This window comes from Lentzea roselyniae (assembly GCF_039537795.1).
In the GTDB taxonomy this organism is placed as follows: domain Bacteria; phylum Actinomycetota; class Actinomycetes; order Mycobacteriales; family Pseudonocardiaceae; genus Lentzea; species Lentzea atacamensis.
Map to the genome: position 1 here is coordinate 321,233 of NZ_BAABBE010000007.1, position 18,146 is coordinate 339,378.

An 18,146-nucleotide genomic window follows, 5' to 3' on the forward strand; every position below is an offset into this window, starting at 1 on the left:
AGCCTCCTGAGAAGTACCGGGAAAAGGACCGGGAAGTCACGGTCTTTACATCGTTGGAACAACGATGCAAATCTAGCGGTGAGAGCGCGACCACGCACAGCCCGTGTAGGAGTCAACGATGTCTCGCATGCTGCTCATTGCCGCAACCGCCCTGCTTGTCACCGCGTGTACCAGCAGAGAGAGTCCGCAGACGGCCGCCAGCGGCGGGCCCGCCGCGTCCGCCGCGCAGCAGCAGAGCGCCGGTCCGGGGTGTACGCGGAGCAGGACGGGATATCCGCAGGTCGACGTCAAAGGTGCGACGGTCGGCTTCTCCCAGTCGGAGAAGGAGGCCAACCCGTTCCGGACCGCCGAGACGCAGTCGATCAGGGACGAGGCCTCCAAGAAGGGCGTGAACCTGCTCGTCACGAACGCGCAGAGCGACCTGAACAAGCAGATCAGCGACATCAAGTCGTTGCTGGACCGCGGGGCCAAGCTGCTGATCGTGGCGCCGCTGAACTCCGACGGGTTGCAGCCCGCGTTCGACGCCGCCAAGGCCAAGCAGGTGCCGGTGATCACCATCGACCGCAAGGTGACCTCGCAACCCTGCACGGACTACCTGACGTTCATCGGCAGTGACTTCGTCGAACAAGGCAAACGTGCCGCGCAGCAGATGATCAAGGCGACCGGCGGCAGCGGCAAGGTCGCGATCCTGCTCGGCAGCTCCGGCAACAACGTCACGGTCGACCGGACCAAGGGCTTCAAGGACGGGATCGCGAACTCCGGCCTGCAGGTGGTCGCCGAGCAGACCGCCGAGTTCGACAGGTCCAAGGGGCAGGCCGTGATGGAGCAGCTGATCCAGAGCAACCCCGGCATCACCGCCGTCTACGCCGAGAACGACGAGATGGGCCTCGGTGCCGTCACGGCGCTCAAGGCCGCCGGCAAGACGCCCGGCAAGGACGTCAAGATCGTGTCGGTCGACGGGACGCGCAGCGCCGTGCAGCTCGTCGCGGACGGCAGCTACACCGCGGTGATCGAGTCCAACCCGCGGTTCGGGCCGCTTGCTTTCGAGACGCTGGAGAAGTTCGCCAGGGGTGACGAGATCCCGCAGAGCATCGTGATCTCCGACGACGAGTACGACACGTCGAACGCCGCGCAGAAGCTCGGCAATGCCTACTGATCCGGTGATCGAGGTCGCCGGCGTCACCAAGACCTTCGCCGGCGTCCGTGCACTCGACGACGTGGACTTCACGCTCCACCGGGGTGAGATCCACGCGCTGGTCGGCGAGAACGGCGCCGGCAAGTCCACGCTGATCAAGGTCCTGACCGGCATCCACACCCCGGACGGCGGCCGGATCCGGCGCAACGGCCGCATCTCCACCATCTACCAGGAGGTCAACCTCGTCCCGCTGATGAGCGTGGCCGCGAACCTGTTCCTGGGCAGGGAACCGCGCAACCGGATCGGGCTGATCGACCGCGCCCGCCGCGACGCCGAGGCCGCCGAACTGCTCAAGAGCTACGGCATCACCGCGGACGTGAGCAGTCCGCTCGGGACACTCGCGGTCGGTGAGCAGCAGATGGTCGCGCTGGCGAGGGCGGTCGAGGCGGACGCGGACGTCGTGATCATGGACGAGCCCACGTCGTCACTCGAACCGCGCGAGGTCGAGACGCTGCTGGAGGTCGTGCACAAGCTGCACGAGGCGGGGATCGCGATCATCTACGTCAGCCACCGGATGGACGAGCTCTACCGGATCTGCGACACCGTCACGGTCCTCCGCGACGGCAAGAACGTCCACAGTGGACCACTCAAGGAGCTGCCGCGCATCGAACTGGTCTCGTTGATGCTCGGCCGCTCGGTCAACGAGATCCAGAAACACGGCACGACGGCGTTCGGTGAAGACCACCACGCCGACACCCGGCCGGTGCTGGAAGCGCGGAACCTGACCAGCAGACCCCGCATCAACGGCGTCGACGTCACGATCAGGCCGGGCGAGGTCGTGGGCCTGGCAGGGCTGCTCGGATCGGGACGCACGGAGACCGCCAAAGCGATCATCGGCGCGCTGCCGCTCGACGACGGCACGGTGCTCGTCGCGGGAACACCCGTGCCGCGCAACGTCAAAGCGGCCACCAGAGCAGGCATCAGCATGCTCGCGGAGGACCGCAAGACCGAGGGGATCATCCCGAACCTGTCGGTGCGGGAGAACATCGTGCTGGCCGCGCTGCCGAGGCTGAGCAGGTTCGGCGTCATCAGCAGGAAGAAGCAGGACCGGATCGTCGACACGTTCGTCAAACGCTTGCGCATCAAGGTGTCCAGCCCGGAACAGAAGGTTGCGGAGCTGTCCGGCGGCAACCAGCAGAAGGTGCTGCTGGCCAGATGGCTGTGCACCGAACCCAGGATCCTCCTGCTCGACGAACCCACGCGCGGCATCGACGTCGGCGCCAAAGCGGAGGTGCAGGCGCTCATCGACGAGCTCGCGCGGGAAGGCCTGGCGGTGATGCTGATCAGTTCCGAGCTGGACGAGCTGCTCGACGGCGCGGACCGGCTCGTCGTGCTCAGGGACGGGGCGGTCGCGGGTGAGCTGGAGGGAGCCCAGCTCACCCGTGAGCACGTGCTCGCGGCGATCGCGGCGGAGGTGATGGATGACGCTGACAGCCACTAGAACGCGCTGGCTCCAGGACAACGGTGTCTACGTCGCGGTCGGGGCACTGCTGCTCTTCAACGCGCTGTTCACGGCCAACTTCATGACGCTGGGCAACTTCACCACCCAGCTCGTCCAGGCCGCACCCGTGCTGATCGTCGCGCTCGGCATGGCGCTCGTGATCGGCACCGAAGGCGTCGATCTGTCCGTCGGCGCGGTCATGGCGCTGGCGGCCGCGATCATCCCGCTGTACCTGGGTGCCGGTCCGGTGCCCGCGATCCTGATGGCCCTCGTGGCGGGCCTGGCGGCGGGCGCGTTCAACGGTTTCCTCGTCGCCAGGGTCGGCATCCAGCCGATCGTCGCCACCCTCGCCCTGCTGGTCGGCGGCAGGGGACTGGCACTGGTCATCGCGAACGGCCAGCTCGTGCCGCTGCACGACCCCGCGTTCCTCGCACTCGGCACCGACGACGTGCTCGGCATCCCGATCAGCGTGCTGATCGCAGGCCTGTTGGCGCTGACGATCGCCGGGCTGACCAACAGGACGACGTTCGGCCGCCAGCTCGTCGCCGTCGGCGGCAACCGCAGGGCGGCCACTCTGACCGGCCTGCCGGTCAACCGGGTGCTGGTCGGCGTCTACGCCATCTGCGGTGTGCTCGCGGCGATCGCCGGAGTCCTCGCGACGTCCAGGCTCGCCGCCAGCGACCCAGCCGACATGGGCCTGCTCATGGAACTGTCCGCGATCACCGCGGTCGTCGTCGGCGGAACCCCGCTCACCGGCGGCAAGGTGCGCGTGCTCGGCACGGTGATGGGTGTCGTGCTGATGCAGCTCGTCAGAGCCACGCTGATCAAGCACAACCTGCCCGACTCGATCGCTCAGATGATCCAGGCCGCGATCATCGTCGCCGCCGTGTACGTGGCACGGGAGCGCCGATGACCACCCTGACCGCGGCAACGAGAACCAAGGTCCTGCAACGTCAGGGTGCGGCTGTCGCGCTGGCCGTGATGGTCGTGGTGTCCTGGCTGACCTTCCCGCGCTTCGGCAGCCTCGACAACCTGCGCGACCTCGCCCTGCAGGGCTCGTTCCTCGCGGTGATCGCGCTCGGCATGACGTTCGTGATCATCACCGGCGGCATCGACCTGTCCGTCGGCTCCCTCTACGCCCTGGGAGGTGTTCTCGCCGCCTGGGGCTCGCAGCACGGGTTCCTCACCGCACTGCTCCTGCCGCTCGTGGTGTGCGGCGGCATCGGGCTGATCAACGGCCTGCTGATCGCCCGCACGAACATGGCGCCGTTCATCGTCACGCTGGCGTCCCTGCTGTTCGCCCGCGGCCTCCTCCTCGCGATCACCGACGAGGGCGCCAACACCTACCAGGTCGTGCCGGACAGCGCGTTCGTCGAGCTCGGCCGCGGCACGGTGGCCGGCTTCGGCTACCCGATCTTCATCGCGGCCGCGTTGTGCGTCCTGGGTGGTGCGATCCTGAACCGCACCGGCTTCGGCCAGAACGTGTTCGCCACCGGTGGCGCCGAGCAGTCCGCGATCCTGATGGGCGTTCCCGTCGCCAGGACCAAGGTCCTCGTCTACACGATGAGCGGCACGCTGGCCGGCCTCGCGGGTGCCCTGACCGCCGCCTATCTGCAAAGCGGTGTCACGGTCATCGGTGTCGGCACCGAGCTCGACGCCATCGCGGTCGTGGTCATCGGCGGCACCCTGCTGACCGGCGGCATGGGCACGGTCCTCGGCACCGTGATCGGTGTGGGCCTGATCAAGGTCATCCAGAACGTGATCAACCAGATCGGCACGCTCGACAGCAACTACCAGTCCGTGGTGAGCGGTGTGTTCCTGCTCATCGTCGTCGTCCTGCAACGAATACTCCGGAGATAGGGAGGCACCGTGACCAGACGCGTCCTGGGCGTACTGGCCGGAATCCTGATCGCAGCCACCATCAGCCCCACAAGTGCACAAGCCGCGGAGTGGCAACCGAAAGTTCCTCCGCTCACGACACCCTGGACGGCCCGGGTGTCGCCCACCAACGCCCTGCCCGAGTACCCGCGCCCGCAACTCGTCCGCACCGAGTGGCAGAACCTCAACGGCGTCTGGGAGTTCACCGGAGCACCGAACCTGAACAACCCGCCCATCGGCAGGCCGCTGGCCGAAGGCGTTCTCGTGCCCTACCCGATCGAGTCAGCGCTGTCGGGCATCAAACGGCACGAGGACAACATGTTCTACCGGCGCACGTTCACGATTCCGTCCACCTGGAGCGGTCGTCGCGTCAAGCTCAACTTCGGCGCGGTGACCTGGGAGACGCGGGTCTGGGTCAACGGGACCCAGGCCGGCACCCACACCGGCGGCTTCGACGCGTTCTCGTTCGACATCACGCCGGCGCTCAGAGCCGGGGTCAACGAGATCGTGGTGGGCGTTCATTCGCCGATCGACGGCAGCCGCTACCCGATCGGCAAGCAGCGCCGCGATCCCAGCGGGATCTTCTACACCGCGGCGTCCGGCATCTGGCAGACGGTGTGGCTGGAACCCGTGCGCAGCGCTCACATCACGCGCCTCGACACCACTCCGGACGTGGCGGCGGGCCTGCTCGACCTCGTCGTCCAGGGCACCGCGGGACAGTCCGTCACCGCCGAGGTCCGCACGGGCAACACGATCATCGGCTCGCGCACCGGCACGACCGGGAGTCATCTGCGGATTCCCGTGCCGAACGCGAGGTTGTGGTCGCCGGACGACCCGTTCCTCTACGACCTGCGGGTGACGCTCGCCGGCGGTGACGTCGTGACCGGCTACTTCGGCATGCGCTCGCTCGGCAAGGCGGTGGTCGGCGGTGTCATGCGGCCGCTGCTGAACGGGAAGTTCGTCTTCCAGATCGGCACGCTCGACCAGGGCTACTGGCCGGACGGCATCTACACCGCGCCGACCGACGAGGCGCTGCGCTGGGACCTCGAACGCCAGAAAGCACTGGGGTTCAACATGGTCCGCAAGCACATCAAGGTCGAGCCGGCGCGCTGGTTCTACCACGCCGACCGGCTCGGGCTGCTGGTCTGGCAGGACATGCCGTCGCTCGACGCCGTCGACGAGGTTCCGAACGGGCGAGCGAACTTCGAGTCCGAGCTGAGGCGAATCCTCGACCAGCTCAAGGGCATCACGTCGATCGTGCAGTGGGTGCCGTTCAACGAGGGCTGGGGCGAGTACGACGCCGGCCGCATCGTGAACCTGGTCCGGTCGATCGACGACACCCGCCTGGTCAACCACAACTCCGGCTCCAACTGCTGCGTCTCGGATCCCGACCCCGGCAACGGCGACGTGATCGACGACCACGCCTACCAGATCACCACGGCCAACCGGCCGCCCGACGCCGCCAGAGTCGCGGTGCTGGGCGAGTTCGGCGGCCTGGGACGGCGGGTCGTGGGCCACGAGTACGAGCCGGGCAAGGGATTCGCTTACGGGGCCCTGTATCCGGACGAACAGTCGCTGACCAAGCGGTACGAGGAGATCACCAAGCAGGTCGCACGGTTGGTGCACACGCGCGGGTTGTCCGCGTCGGTCTACACCGAGCCGTACGACGTGGAGAACGAGGTCAACGGCTTCTACACCTACGACCGCCGCGTGCTGAAGATGACCGAGGCACGGGTGCGGGACATCAACCAGAAGGTGCTCGCCGTCGCGCGAGGCACCGCGGTGGGACCGGACGACCTGGTGTCGTTGCGTGTCACCACGACCGGCTACACCGACCGCTATCTGCGCCACCGGGACAGCCTGGCCCGCACCGACGTCCCCGGCTCGGATCTCGGTCGCCTGGACGCGACGTTCTTCGCGCGTCCCGGCCTCGCGGACGCGTCCTGCCTGTCGTTCGAGGCGCGCAACTTTCCCGGGCACTTCCTGCGGCACGCGGCTTCACGCATCGGCATCGCGCCGAACCCGAACGCCGGCGACGCCACGTTCTGCGCCCGTGAAGGTTCGGGAGGCAGTGCGCTGGAGTCGTTCAACCTGCGCGGCTCCTTCATCCGGCACTTCAACGAGAACGTCTACTTGGCACGGTCCGGTGGCCCCAACCCCTGGGACACGTCGAACTCGTTCGCCGCGGACACGACGTGGGCAGTGAGCGTCGCGCTGTGGCGCAGCGGCGCCGACCTGCCGCTCGACCAGGCCAGGTCGTTCCGGGTCACCACGCCCGGCTTCACGGACCGCTACCTGCGGCACCGCGACAGCCTGGCACGCACCGACGTGGTCACCGGCACGAGCGACGCCCTGCTGAAGGCGGACGCGACGTTCGTGATCAGGCGCGGACTCGCCGATCCGACCTGCTACTCCCTCGAGTCGCGCAACTTCCCGAACAGCTACCTGCGGCACGCGGACTTCCGCGTCCGCCTGAGCGGCAACGACAACACCGATCTCTTCCGCCACGACGCGACGTTCTGCGCTCAGCAGGGCGACGGTGGCGTGCGGCTGGAGTCGGTCAACGAGCTCGGCACCAACATCCGGCACTACCAGGAGGAGGTCTGGGTCGCCTCCAACGGCGGCGCACACACGTACGACAACCCTGCCTCGTACCTCCAAGACGTGAGCTGGGCCGTGGGCTCACCTTGGGCACCGTAGGAGAAAACATGCTGCTACGCATAGTTTCCGTGACCGCGATCGTGCTGAGCACGATCACCATCCCTGCCGCAGCCGCTTCCGCCGAGGTCGTCGACGCCATGAGCCGCGACTTCGGGATCACCACTGCGCAGGCGCTGACCAGGATCCGCCAGGAGAAGATCGCGCTGAAGATCGCGCCGGCCGCCCAGGAGGCCGCTGCCGGCGCGTACGGCGGCAGCTGGTTCGACGGCGGCAAGCTGGTCGTCGCGGTGACCGACCCGGCGAAGGCCGACGCCGTGCGCGCCAAGGGTGCCGAGCCCGTGCTGCGGACGAAGACCTACGCCTCGCTGACCGCGGTGAAGGAAGGCATCGACAGACTGTCTAAGGCCGGGGCGGTGTCCAAGGACGTCGTCGGGTGGCGGGTCGACGTCCAGCGCGGTGCCGTGGTGGTCGACGCGTTGCCGGGAGCCGATGTCTCGGGGCTGCCGAAGGATGTTGTCGTGAACACCGCGGGCGTCCAGCGGCCGCAGCCGTTCGCGGCCGGCACCGTGGGCGGTGACCCGTTCTACACGGGCAACGTCCGCTGCTCGATCGGCTTCTCCGTGCACGGCGGCTACGTCACCGCCGGGCACTGCAACGTCGGTGCCTGGAACGTCTACGGCTGGGACCGCTCGTGGCAGGGTGAGTTCGTCGGTTCCTCGTTCCCCACCAACGACTACGGCTGGGTCCGCACCGGCGGCGGCTGGTGGAACGTGCCGGTCGTGCTCGGCTGGGGCCAGGTGAGCGACGCCCTGGTGCGCGGCTCGTGGGAGGCCCCGCCCGGCACCTCGGTGTGCCGGTCCGGCTCGACCACGCACTGGCACTGCGGCGTGATCCAGGGCCGCAACGAGACCGTCAACTACCAGCAGGGCCCGGTCTACGAGATGGTCGGCACCAGCGTGTGCGCGCAGCCCGGCGACTCCGGTGGCTCGTTCATCACCGGTGACCAGGCGCAGGGCGTGACGTCCGGCGGCTACGGCAACTGCTCCAGCGGCGGCCGCACCTGGTTCCAGCCCGTCAACGAGATTCTGCGTGTTTACGGGCTGCGGCTGTTGACTGCCTGATCGGTCGTTGTCCACCGGGACGCAAACGCGTACTTTCTTCACGTCTGTGTCCCGGTGGATCTTTCGAGGTGGTCACGTGCTGGCAGCAGGTCTCGTGCTCGCGGTGCTGGCGAGCGGTTCCCCGCTCGATCCTCGTGCACCCGGCGAGCACTCGGTGGTCTATCGCGTCGACACGGTGATCTCGGCGTCCCAGGAGCGCGTCTACGGGCTGATCACGGACTTCCCCGGCTATGCGAGCTGGAACCCGTGGGTCGTCAGGGCCGCGGGCGGCACCTCGCCGGGCGACGAGGTGAAGGTCGACGTGATCCTGGGCTCGCGGACGATGGCCGCGAAGCACATCGTGCTCAACGGCGTGCCCGGTCAGCGGTTCTGCTGGAAGGACGCGGGCTGGAACTCCTGGTTCGTCTACGGCCAGCGCTGCCGCACCCTCACAACCCAGCCCGACGGAACCGTGCTCGTGTCCAACGAGCTGTTGATCGACGGCATCCTCTCCGGCGGCACGGATCACTTCATGGGCAAGGCGATGCGCGACGGCATGCAGGCCGAGAACGCCGCCTTGAAGCGCGCCGCCGAGTCCTAAGTCTTGAACTCGTCCCTGAAGGAACGAGCTTGCCAATCGCCGCGAGCGGCGGTTCCAGGCTTGCTGCTGCCGTCCTAGCTGGCTGCCAGGATGGGCGCTGCGTCTGGGCGCATGACTTCGCCCCAGCGCACGACACCGCGAGCCGCGATGTTGTGCGCTGCGTTGTAGTCGGCGTGCCCAACGAAGTCACACCGGCCGCAATGGAACACCGCCTGACTGCGGCGGTTGCGTTTGTCGACGTGCCCGCAGGCGTGGCAGGTCTGCGAGGTGTAGGCCGGATCGACCTGCACCACCACCACCACACCCGCCTGCTGGGCCTTGCAGGTCAGGAACTGACCGAGCTGGGCGAACGCCCAGGAGTGCGACGTGGCCCGTTGGGGCTTGCGAAGCCGTACCCGCGCGCGGATTCCCGTCAGTTCCTCGACGGCGATCCCGCGTCCGGTGCGTTCAGCCTCGGCCACGATGTTCTCGCTGATCCGGTGGTTCACGTCGGCCGCGAACCGTGCCTCCTCGCGGCGGCGCTTCTTGAGCAGCCGTCTCGCGGAGGATGTCTTCTTGACCTGCAACCGTTTCCGGGTTCGGTTCTGGCGTTCGCGGTAGCGGTTCAGGCGCGCCCCGCAGAACCGGTCACCGTCAGAGGTGGTCGCGATGTTGACGATGCCCAGGTCGACTCCGAGGAACCCGTTCGCCGGTTCGGACTGGGCGGCCTCGGGACTGTCGACGACCGCGTGCAGCAGCCACACCCCGTTCTGGTGCAGCAGATCGGTTTCCCCGATCGCCGGTCGGGAGCGCAGCAGGGCGAGATGCCTGGGGTTTCCGACGATCCGCACGGTGCGGAGTCGACCAGCGACCGTCCAGATCGACACTGTCCCGTCGCGGCCCGCGTCACCGAGTTGCCAGGACAGACAGCGAGCGTCGAACGGCTGCGCCGCTTGCGGGCGGAACCTGATCGGGGTGTCCTCGACCTTTCGGCGCCGGTCCGACCCAGGGGGCCGTAGTTGCCTGCGTTGAGGTTGGCCCGCAGTGTCGTGTAGGCGTCCACGGTCTTGCCGATGACCGGATCGCCGGTTGGGCTGCCAGCCCGAACCGTTCCCGCAGCTCGGTATAGAGGCGTTTCTGCACGTCGAACTTCCGGAACACCTGGTCGGTGTACATCCGTTCAGACAGCCAGGAAGCTGCCGTGTTGCAGGCGCGCAGGGTATCGCCCAGCGCCGACGCCTGCTCGGGCGTCGGTAGCAACCGCACCTGCACGACCCCGTTTCACGTTGATCACCATAGCGTTGGCCTATGTCACCACGGTGGAAACCCGACCCCGACATACGCAGGGGACGCAGTGTCATCTACAACCCTCACGTCCACCTGGTCCTCGTCACAAAGTACCGGCGTGGCGCGTTCACCGATCAGATCCTGCGCCGCTGCGAGGAGATCATGCGGGACGTGTGCGTCGGCCTGGGCGCAGAACTGCGCGAGTTCAACGGCGAGACCGACCACGTGCACCACCCGCCCAGCCTGGCCCTGTCCACACTGGTCAACAGTCTCAAAGGCGTCTCCTCTCGACGCCTGCGGCAGTAATTCTCCGCGCACATCCGCCGGTACCTGTGGGGAGCACTTCTGGTCGCCCTCCTACTTCGCCGGGTCGTGCGCAGGCGCGCCCTTGTCAATCATCAAGGAGTACATCGACCAGCAGAAGCGTCCCGGCTGACGGCCCGCCGCGCGGGCCGGGCAAGCCGGGATCGGCGCCTCCTGGCCGTGAGCGACCAGGCTTCCGCCGATTGGAGCTCAGGTGAACAGAATCCGCTTGGCCACGGCCTTGCCGACGGGTGTGCGCAGTCCGGTGAACGCCAACTCGGCCAGACCCGGCCCGCGGACCAGTGAGAGACCGCGCCGCATCGTCGACCGGAGGAGGTAGCGGCGCCGCATCGCGGCGGCGTCGTAGTGCTCCAGGACGTACTTGTTGCCGCTGCGCAGGTAGTCGGACGTCACCGAGGCGGCGAGCTCGGACATCCGCATGCACGGGTCGAGCCCGCCCGCGGTGAGCGGGGAGACCGCGCCCGCCGCGTCACCGACGAGCAGCCCCTGCGGCGACACGATCCTGCGCAGCAGCCCACCGACGGGAATCGGCCCGCCGCGGCGCTGGACCGGCCCGGCGGGTTCCGGCGTGGGGAAGCTGTCGCGGAAGCGCTGGAGCAGCTGGGGGAGCGGCGCGGTGAACCGGTCGGCGCGCCCGGCCAGGCCGACGTGCGCGTGTTCGCCGTCGTCGATGACCCACGCGATGTAGCCCGGCGCGAGCCGCGGGTCGACAACGCAGTGGAACGTCGGCGTCGAACCGGTCCTGATCGGGTAGAGCTCCTCGATGCCGGTGATCAGCTGCCGGTTGACGTCCAGGCCGAGCTGCTTCGCGACCGTGGAACGGGCACCGTCCGCGCCGATCGTGAAGCGAGCCCTCGTCGCCTTGGCCGGATAACTGGCGTTGAGGTTGACCTGCGCTCCCGCTCGTTCGGCGTCCTTGACGGCCTGGGCGTAGATGCCCGCCATGTCACCGACCCGGAACTCGTCGCGCGCGCTCACGAGCTCGACCGGCTCGTTCAGCGACGGCGGGTAGAGCAGCACGCGCCGGACGGCCGGGCCGAGGTGCGGCAACCGGTAGTCGGTGAGGGTGCGCCGGACGAAGATCCCGGTGGTGCGGATGCCGGTCTCCAGGCTCGTCCTGCGTTCACACACGGCCACGTCGAGGCCTGCTTCCGCGAGCAGGCGGGCGGTGTTGAGCCCGGCCAGCCCCGCGCCGACGACGAGTACGTCCACGGTGTCCATGCCTGGACCGTAGAACTGGTCGACCGGCCGGTTTTCGGTTTCCCGCAACACCTTCACGGGATCTGCACGGGTCCTCCACAAATGTGGGGACCTTGACACATCGGAGGTCTGTCGCCGAGAGTGGTCTGTACCGCCGCCTCGAACTTCTGGGTTCGAGGAGGAACCGATGGAGTTGTTCAACCGCCGCACGGCGATGCGAGGAGCGCTCGTCATCGCGGCCACGCCGTTCGCCGCAGGTGTAGCGTCCGCTGACGTGGGGGCCACGGCGTTCGTGCAGAAGTGGGCGGCGAACCCCGCGACGGCCGGCCTGAAGGCGTTCGTCGGCATCGAGGACGACCGCGCCAACTCGCACCCGTCCGCCACGCACATCTTCGCCGACCAGGACCAGTACCGGTTCGTGATGCACAAGTCCGACAGGGACGGATCGGACCGGCAGCGCCAGGAGGTCCGCGCGATCCAGACCGGCGGCACCCGCCACGACATGAAGAAGGGCGAGACCTGGCGCTTCACCTACCAGATGTACATCCCCAGCTCGTTGAAGGGCACCACCAGCTTCACGCACATCTTCCAGGTCAAGCACACCGCCGTCGCCTCGCCCGTGGTGACGATGTCGTTGTTCCGTTCCGGTTCCGCGGAGACCGTCGAGATGAGGCTCTTCGGTGCGGGACAGGCGAAACTCGGCAGCACCCCGTTGGCGCCGTTGCGCAACAAGTGGATCGACGTCGCGATCGAGCTCAAGGTCGCCGACTCCGGCCGCCTGCGCTTCACGTTGAAGGACGGGGCGACCACGGTGGTGGACGCGTCGCGGTCCGGTTTCGACACGTGGCTGGGCGGTGACCAGGCGCATCCGAAATGGGGCATCTACCGGTCGCTCGGCGACTCAGCGCAACTGCAGGACACCTATCTGTTGCTGCGCAACATGAAGGCGTTCCGCGACGAATGAGGTGTTCCCTCCCGGTCGTCCGAAGGTGAGAATTGCCGCGTGGGGGATCTACACGGACGAACTGCCGAGAGCAGGGCCGGTGTCACCGCCTTTCTGGCCGGTGTGTGGCTGATCGCCGCGCCACCGGTCCTGCACTTCAGCGCGTCGCTGCACGCTTTCCGGCCCTACTGGTGGTCGATGGGCCTGGCGGTCGTCGTCATGCTGGTCGGCATGGTGCGGGCGATGGCGCCGTTGGACGTGCCGTTGCTGCGGCTGATCACGATCGCTCTCGCCGTGTGGCTGTTCATCGTGGCGTTGCGTGCGGACGATGATGGTGTTTGGGTCGTTTGGCTCAACCAGCTCGTCGTCTCGGGGTTGATCGCACTGTCGGCCGGGCTCGCGCTGCTCGTCGGCCTGCGCCGATGAGCAAGTGGCACGAGCCGTCGGACGACTGCCTGATCTGCCGCGGCTCTCAGCTTCGCCGAACCTGATGGCGCGTGCGCGCTCGGACGGGCGCGTGGTGAGCGCTGCGCACGCTTCCGGCCACTCCGGCACGGACAGGGCCGAGACGCTGTACACGGTGGATGTGTCGTCCTCGGGGAAGCCTGCCTCGCTCAGCGTTACGGTGCGCCCAAGGCGGCGGCACAAAGCCTCCGCGACGTACTGCGGAACCGGTTGTCGGGGGCGCGTACCCGCGAGCCATTGGGCGACCGAAGCCCGCGTGTATTCGGTCCGTTCCCCGCTTTCCGCCGCAACCGCGTTCACCGCTCGTGCGAGTTCTGCTCCGCTGCAACCGGCTTCCAGGAGTAGGGCGCGCAGTCGGACGTTGGGGGTGCGGACGCCCACTGAATCCCTCCACGAAAAGGAGTGTTGATTCGCCGTAATCACGGTGTCGCTGGTCCCATTCTACTGGACCCTCCTGTAGTACCTGCGGGGGAATGGTTCACCCCGGATGTACCAAATACGATGACTTGGCGGAAACGGAGCGAACTCAGGTCGTTCGCTTCGCTACGGCATCCGGCCGTCAAGATCATTTCGAGATTTGACGGATCCTCGCGCGGTTGGACCTGTCGAGGTGCTGGGCAAGGTGATCCAATCGATGCCACGGACGTGTGCATTTGTACACACCGTCGTCGAGTTTGATTGCGGCGTCAGGAGGGCCGGCTCATGCGTTCGGTTACTGCCGTGGACGGCGTTGCATTGCGCGAACTCGCAGGCAGGGCATGTCCACGTCCTGCCACGCCTGCGTCAGATGCGATCGACGGCCTCGCCAACGCACTGCGGAGACGCACGACAGCCGGTGATCCTCGCCGGTCAGGGCGCGAAGCTGTCCGGAGCTGGACCACAGCTCGTGCGACTGGCGGAGACCGCCGCGGACCCGTAGCGACGACGACGAAGGGCAAGAGCGCGCTGGACGCTCTTGGCCGAAACGCTGCGACGACTGAGTTTCAACCACGGCAGGCGCCAGACCCTGACCGCGTTGAACGACAACGGCCGCTGCTTCGCTCGGACCGTCGACGGCCTGGCCGCGCGTCTGGAAAGGCTGCGGGGGAGGTGCCGTCGCAAGCTGGCATCGCTACCTGCCATGTACCCAATCGCGCGCAAGCCGATGATCGACAAACTCGGGTTCGCCTGCATCGGTCCCGTTTACGGTCACGACCTGCAAGAGCTGTAACTGGCGCTGCGCCGGGCGTCCGCCCCGCACGAGCCGGTCGTGGTACACGCCATCGACGACCAGGCCGAGGCTGCCAGCCGGGCCGAGGCCAACCCCGCGGACCGGATGGCCGGCATTGGCGACTTTGATCCTGCCACCGGTAAAACACAGACGCACGGCAGACCGTCGTCGACGATCGTGTTCGGCGACGAGATCGTCAGGATCGGGGTGGAACGGCCCGGACACCGCTTGCATGACCGCGGTGATGCTGCAGCCGGTCAGTCTCACACCTTCGCCGCACAGTTCCCGTACCGGGTGTTGGATCTGGGGATCGCCGAACAGCACGCCGTTTGCGCCTCCAACGGCGCGCTCATGGTCGGGCTGCACCCGGTCCTCGGCGTGGATGCCGCGCTGCTGAGCCGAGTGTTCGATCAGGTGGGATGGACATTGCCCTCCACCACAAGATGCCGGTCACCCTCATTCCGGACGGGGTCGGGATCACCGGCCCCCGACCGTGGCTTCCATTACGGCATGTGGGACACCACTATCTTATCCGCCATACACGGACTGAGCGCCGCCGCTCTTCACGCCACCCGCCCGGCTCTGAAACCTCACCACCCTGCAGCGCATCACCGCCGCCGGTACCTGGGCGCGTGACCACCTGCCGACCGTCTGCAAACAAATCTCGGACCGGCGACACTCCTCTTCGCTGAAGAACAAGTAGTTTTCTGTAGCCGATGATGTCAAACCAGCTAAAGACGCCTCGCTCTCCTGCGCACTTCAAGAGGACAACGTGCTAGAATCGGTATTGCCGGATATGTCGCTCCCGTTCCGCGCTGTCTGTCACCCTGACATCGACAAAATAGAAAAGCGTGCCGTCGAATGGTTGGCACAATTCGCCGAGCCACGGATGGTGGCGCACGTCGCGCGGGCTCGGCCTGGGCGGATCGTCGCACGTACTGTCCACTTCGAAGCCTCAGATGACCTGATCAATGCATACGCGCGGTTTCTAAGTTGGGGATTCTGGTTCGACGATGTCTTCATTGATGATGTGCCCGCCGACGATCCTACGTCGATCCCGGCCGTCTGTTCCATCCTGGACATACTGGACTTCCGCCGCCCTAGCGGCTTCGCCGGTACACAGATGGAAGCTGCCTTCACCGAGGTTGTGAACTCTTTGCGCCGCGTCCTGCTACCCGAACAGTGGGCGCGGTGGGCGGACCAGATGCGTTTGTGGTTCGCCTCGATGGTGATGCAGAACGCGATGCGGATCGACGGTACGCCGCCAGCCGCCGCTGTTTACCGCACGATGCGTCGGTATTCGGTGTGCTCGATCCCGTGCATCGTGCTCATAGACGCCTCTGCAGGAGCGGTCGTGGACTGGAACACGTTCTGGGACGCCGACATGACCGTACTTCGGTTGAGGGCGGCCAAAGTAGTGGCATGGCACAACGACGTGTTCTCTTACCACGCCGAACGAAAGCACCCAGGCAGCTTCTGGAACCTGCCCGCCATCTACGTTGCAGCCGACGCCACCCCCGAAGAAGCGCTGCGCAGAACTGCCAACGAGGCGGCAGAGGAGGCCGCTGAATTCGTCCGCCACCGCGACGAGATCTCGCCTCGAATGACCAAGGCGCAACGCGTCCACGTGCAGAGCCTTGAGAACTGGATGAGCGGTTGTCGCGATTGGTCGCTGGAGGCCACCGCGCGCTATGTTGGATGGCGAGAGTCATGAACGACGGCCGGTCCTCTCTCCAGGATTCCGCTCGGTCCTATACGTTGGCTACGGCACCAGGGCGGCTGGTCGCTATCGGCCACGCGTTGGCCCTAGCCCGCGACCCGGTTCGTTTCCTGGCCTCGCTCCCACAGTATGCAGACCTCGTGAAGATCAAGCTGGGGCCCTGGTGCGCCTATGTACTGTGCCATCCGGACCTGATTCGTGATGTCGGCTTGGACGACCGCGCCTTTGACAAAGGAGGCCCGTTCTGGGATAAGGCGAGACAGGCCGTGGGAAACCGACTGGCGTCGTGCCCACATCAGGACCACCGTCGACAGCGACGCCTGACCCAGCCGGCGTTCCGACGCGATCGGATGCCAGGATATGCAAGGATCATGGGCACGCGGATCGCCGAAGAAATGTCGCACTGGGAGCACGGCCAGCACATGGACGTACCTGCTCGGATGCATGGGATGGCAGCGACGATCGCGGCGAGAACCATCTTTGCGACGCAGCTCCGTCGTTCGGATATAACACGGATTCAATGGTGTATTGAGCAGTTCACCGCCGGCCTGGCCCGTCACGTTGTCCTGCCGAGTGGGCTAGCTGATACGCTGCCCACACCCGCGAACCGGCGCTTCCGCCGCGCCAAGTCCGAACTGCGCGCACTGACCGAGCGGTTCATCGCCGTGTACCGGGCCGAAGTTTTCGATCGCGGAGATCTTTTGTCCGTGCTCCTGGCAGCGCGCGACGATGACGGTAGTGCGCTTTCGGATGAACTGGTAACAGACCATCTCGTGAGTTTCCTGGTCGCCGGAATTGAGACGGTAGCTAACACCTTGTCGTGGGCGTTGTACCTGCTTGCGATCCATCCAGATATCCGCGAACGACTACACAACGAGGTGGACGCCGTACTGGGTGGGCGCATCGCCTGCTACGAGGATCTGGAGAGCCTCAAGCTGACGCGTTGCGTTGTTGAGGAGACTCTCCGCCTCTACCCCCGGTGGATGGATGAATACCCGTGTAACTACTGTCCCGTCTGTTATCGGTGGCCATCCGGTGCCGCAAGGTGCGGTCATCTTGTACAGTCCCCTCGTAGTGCAGCGACGCGCCGATCTATTCCCCAAACCCGACCTCTTTGAGCCTGATCGCTTCGCCTCAAACTTTGCCCAGCAGTTTGCGCGCGGAGCATATACCCCGTTCGGAATCGGTGCTCGAAAATGTATCGGCGACGTGTTCGGAACCATTGAGGCAATCCTGGCTCTCGCGTCTATCGTGGCGAGATGGGAATTCCGTCCGTTGCCTGGACTGTGTGCTCGGGCAGCCTTGAGAGGACTGCTCGCCCCTAAATCGCTGCCGATGCGTACTGTCAAGCGAACCATAGGGACCGCTCAGATGCGTGAACCCAGCTGAGAGGTGCCCAGCTGAGAGGTACCCTGCTGCGCCTACGCGCCAGGTACCGGACCACTCCGCTGCGGGGAGGTTCGTGTGCGGATCCAATTGGGCGAGCACCTCGACCACAGCACGCGCTTTCGCTGTCGGTGATGCGGCGGGCCGTGGTCGACCGGTCGGGCGAGCTCGTGCTGGTCGATCACGCAGCTGTCACGCACAGCGCGGACTACCGGGCGATGTCGTGAGGGTTCGTCCCGTGCTGATCGACGCAGGCTCTATCTCGTTCTTGGTGGACGCTGCCGATGCTTGTTTACTAAATGACGCAGACGGCATGCGCATCTACATGACACACACATGCGGGACGGCGTTCCGGTTCTGGTGAACGAGCTGCTGGCCCGCAACGGTGTGCGGGGAGGAAATCTTTGACCGCGCATCAAGGCCCGGCGGGTGCTTCGACTACTAGGGCCGTCTGGATCGACCCGGAGGCATATCTGGTGAAGATCCTGGGGAGTTCGGGAAAATGGCGCAGCGACCTTAACCCATCAGTCTGGCCCACTTCTATCGCCGGATCACAACACCGTACCGGTGCTCTCGGCCTCGGCACTGCTTATGCGGTTACCTCACTGCGGTCCTCATTGCGACCGGCAGGGGTTGACAGGAGAAGATCCAGGTGCGGTCGTGGCGGAATCCGCAGCGGCCATCGGCGACGGTTCGAGATCCGTGTGGCCGCACTCCCTGATAGCCTAGAATGAGTGACTACCTGTAACCGCAACG

General features: G+C 66.4%; 16 protein-coding genes and 2 pseudogenes. 15 read left to right on the forward strand and 3 right to left on the reverse strand.

Translation table 11 applies throughout. The features are described 5' to 3' along the window. Positions 1-118 precede the first annotated feature (118 nt). The 7 genes from ABFX45_RS15550 to ABFX45_RS15580 all read left to right on the forward strand — a co-directional run bounded on the left by ABFX45_RS15550 (position 119) and on the right by ABFX45_RS15580 (position 8,876). The gene (locus ABFX45_RS15550) at positions 119-1,156 is read left to right on the forward strand and encodes an ABC transporter substrate-binding protein (RefSeq protein ID WP_109636263.1); all 1,038 of its coding nucleotides are present in this window, start codon (positions 119-121) and stop codon (positions 1,154-1,156) included. Beyond that, complete coding sequence (locus ABFX45_RS15555; protein ID WP_346130562.1) at positions 1,146-2,636, forward strand: sugar ABC transporter ATP-binding protein; 1,491 nt, start codon at positions 1,146-1,148, stop codon at positions 2,634-2,636. The genes ABFX45_RS15550 and ABFX45_RS15555 overlap by 11 nt, the downstream gene beginning before the upstream one ends. After that, on the forward strand, positions 2,617-3,549 hold the full coding sequence (locus tag ABFX45_RS15560) for an ABC transporter permease (RefSeq protein WP_346130564.1): 933 nt from the start codon (positions 2,617-2,619) through the stop codon (positions 3,547-3,549). The genes ABFX45_RS15555 and ABFX45_RS15560 overlap by 20 nt, the downstream gene beginning before the upstream one ends. Beyond that, complete coding sequence (locus tag ABFX45_RS15565) at positions 3,546-4,496, forward strand: ABC transporter permease (RefSeq protein ID WP_109636266.1); 951 nt, start codon at positions 3,546-3,548, stop codon at positions 4,494-4,496. Before ABFX45_RS15560 ends, ABFX45_RS15565 begins: the two co-directional genes overlap by 4 nt. A gap of 9 nt (positions 4,497-4,505) precedes the next feature. Then, a complete protein-coding gene (locus tag ABFX45_RS15570) occupies positions 4,506-7,214 on the forward strand; it encodes an AbfB domain-containing protein (RefSeq protein WP_346130566.1) in 2,709 nt (902 codons plus the stop codon). A gap of 8 nt (positions 7,215-7,222) precedes the next feature. Beyond that, positions 7,223-8,296 (forward strand): S1 family peptidase, encoded by a 1,074-nt coding sequence (locus ABFX45_RS15575; protein ID WP_346130568.1) that lies wholly within the window; start codon positions 7,223-7,225, stop codon positions 8,294-8,296. Positions 8,297-8,372: 76 nt separating this feature from the next. Then, entirely contained in the window at positions 8,373-8,876 is a 504-nt protein-coding gene (locus ABFX45_RS15580) for an SRPBCC domain-containing protein (protein WP_170154905.1), read from the forward strand. Between the two features lie 74 nt (positions 8,877-8,950). On the opposite strand, the gene ABFX45_RS15585 is transcribed toward ABFX45_RS15580, so the two are convergent. Beyond that, complete coding sequence (locus tag ABFX45_RS15585) at positions 8,951-9,706, reverse strand: RNA-guided endonuclease InsQ/TnpB family protein (protein ID WP_346130571.1); 756 nt, start codon at positions 9,704-9,706, stop codon at positions 8,951-8,953. Positions 9,707-10,163: 457 nt separating this feature from the next. On the opposite strand from ABFX45_RS15585, the pseudogene tnpA reads away from it, so the two are divergent. After that, positions 10,164-10,578 (forward strand): annotated as a pseudogene (gene tnpA / locus ABFX45_RS15590) (IS200/IS605 family transposase). 77 nt (positions 10,579-10,655) lie between these two features. Here tnpA and ABFX45_RS15595 read toward each other — a convergent pair. After that, positions 10,656-11,687, reverse strand: a complete 1,032-nt coding sequence (locus ABFX45_RS15595; RefSeq protein WP_346130573.1) for an FAD-dependent oxidoreductase — start codon at positions 11,685-11,687, stop codon at positions 10,656-10,658. A 166-nt stretch (positions 11,688-11,853) separates the two neighbouring features. Here ABFX45_RS15595 and ABFX45_RS15600 point away from each other — a divergent pair, with 166 nt between their 5' ends. Both ABFX45_RS15600 and ABFX45_RS15605 read left to right on the forward strand, forming a co-directional pair. Further along, positions 11,854-12,630: a Tat pathway signal sequence domain protein gene (locus tag ABFX45_RS15600; protein ID WP_346130575.1), complete on the forward strand. Its 777-nt coding sequence runs from the start codon at positions 11,854-11,856 to the stop codon at positions 12,628-12,630. 39 nt (positions 12,631-12,669) lie between these two features. After that, a complete protein-coding gene (locus ABFX45_RS15605; RefSeq protein WP_146231514.1) occupies positions 12,670-13,035 on the forward strand; it encodes a hypothetical protein in 366 nt (121 codons plus the stop codon). 135 nt (positions 13,036-13,170) lie between these two features. Here ABFX45_RS15605 and ABFX45_RS46850 read toward each other — a convergent pair. Next, a pseudogene (locus tag ABFX45_RS46850) lies at positions 13,171-13,497 on the reverse strand (NsdA family TPR-like regulatory protein); the annotation flags it as partial. A 532-nt stretch (positions 13,498-14,029) separates the two neighbouring features. Between ABFX45_RS46850 and ABFX45_RS15610 the strand changes: the two are divergent. The 5 genes from ABFX45_RS15610 to ABFX45_RS46465 all read left to right on the forward strand — a co-directional run bounded on the left by ABFX45_RS15610 (position 14,030) and on the right by ABFX45_RS46465 (position 17,393). Next, positions 14,030-14,284, forward strand: coding sequence for a hypothetical protein (locus ABFX45_RS15610; RefSeq protein WP_346130577.1), 255 nt, complete (start codon positions 14,030-14,032; stop codon positions 14,282-14,284). A gap of 39 nt (positions 14,285-14,323) precedes the next feature. Then, positions 14,324-14,920: a hypothetical protein gene (locus ABFX45_RS15615; protein WP_346130579.1), complete on the forward strand. Its 597-nt coding sequence runs from the start codon at positions 14,324-14,326 to the stop codon at positions 14,918-14,920. 160 nt (positions 14,921-15,080) lie between these two features. Continuing rightward, a complete protein-coding gene (locus ABFX45_RS15620; protein WP_346130581.1) occupies positions 15,081-15,998 on the forward strand; it encodes a terpene synthase family protein in 918 nt (305 codons plus the stop codon). Further along, a complete protein-coding gene (locus tag ABFX45_RS15625; protein WP_346130583.1) occupies positions 15,995-17,122 on the forward strand; it encodes a cytochrome P450 in 1,128 nt (375 codons plus the stop codon). The genes ABFX45_RS15620 and ABFX45_RS15625 overlap by 4 nt, the downstream gene beginning before the upstream one ends. Then, positions 17,040-17,393, forward strand: a complete 354-nt coding sequence (locus ABFX45_RS46465) for a cytochrome P450 (RefSeq protein WP_428834150.1) — start codon at positions 17,040-17,042, stop codon at positions 17,391-17,393. Before ABFX45_RS15625 ends, ABFX45_RS46465 begins: the two co-directional genes overlap by 83 nt. Positions 17,394-18,146 lie beyond the last annotated feature (753 nt).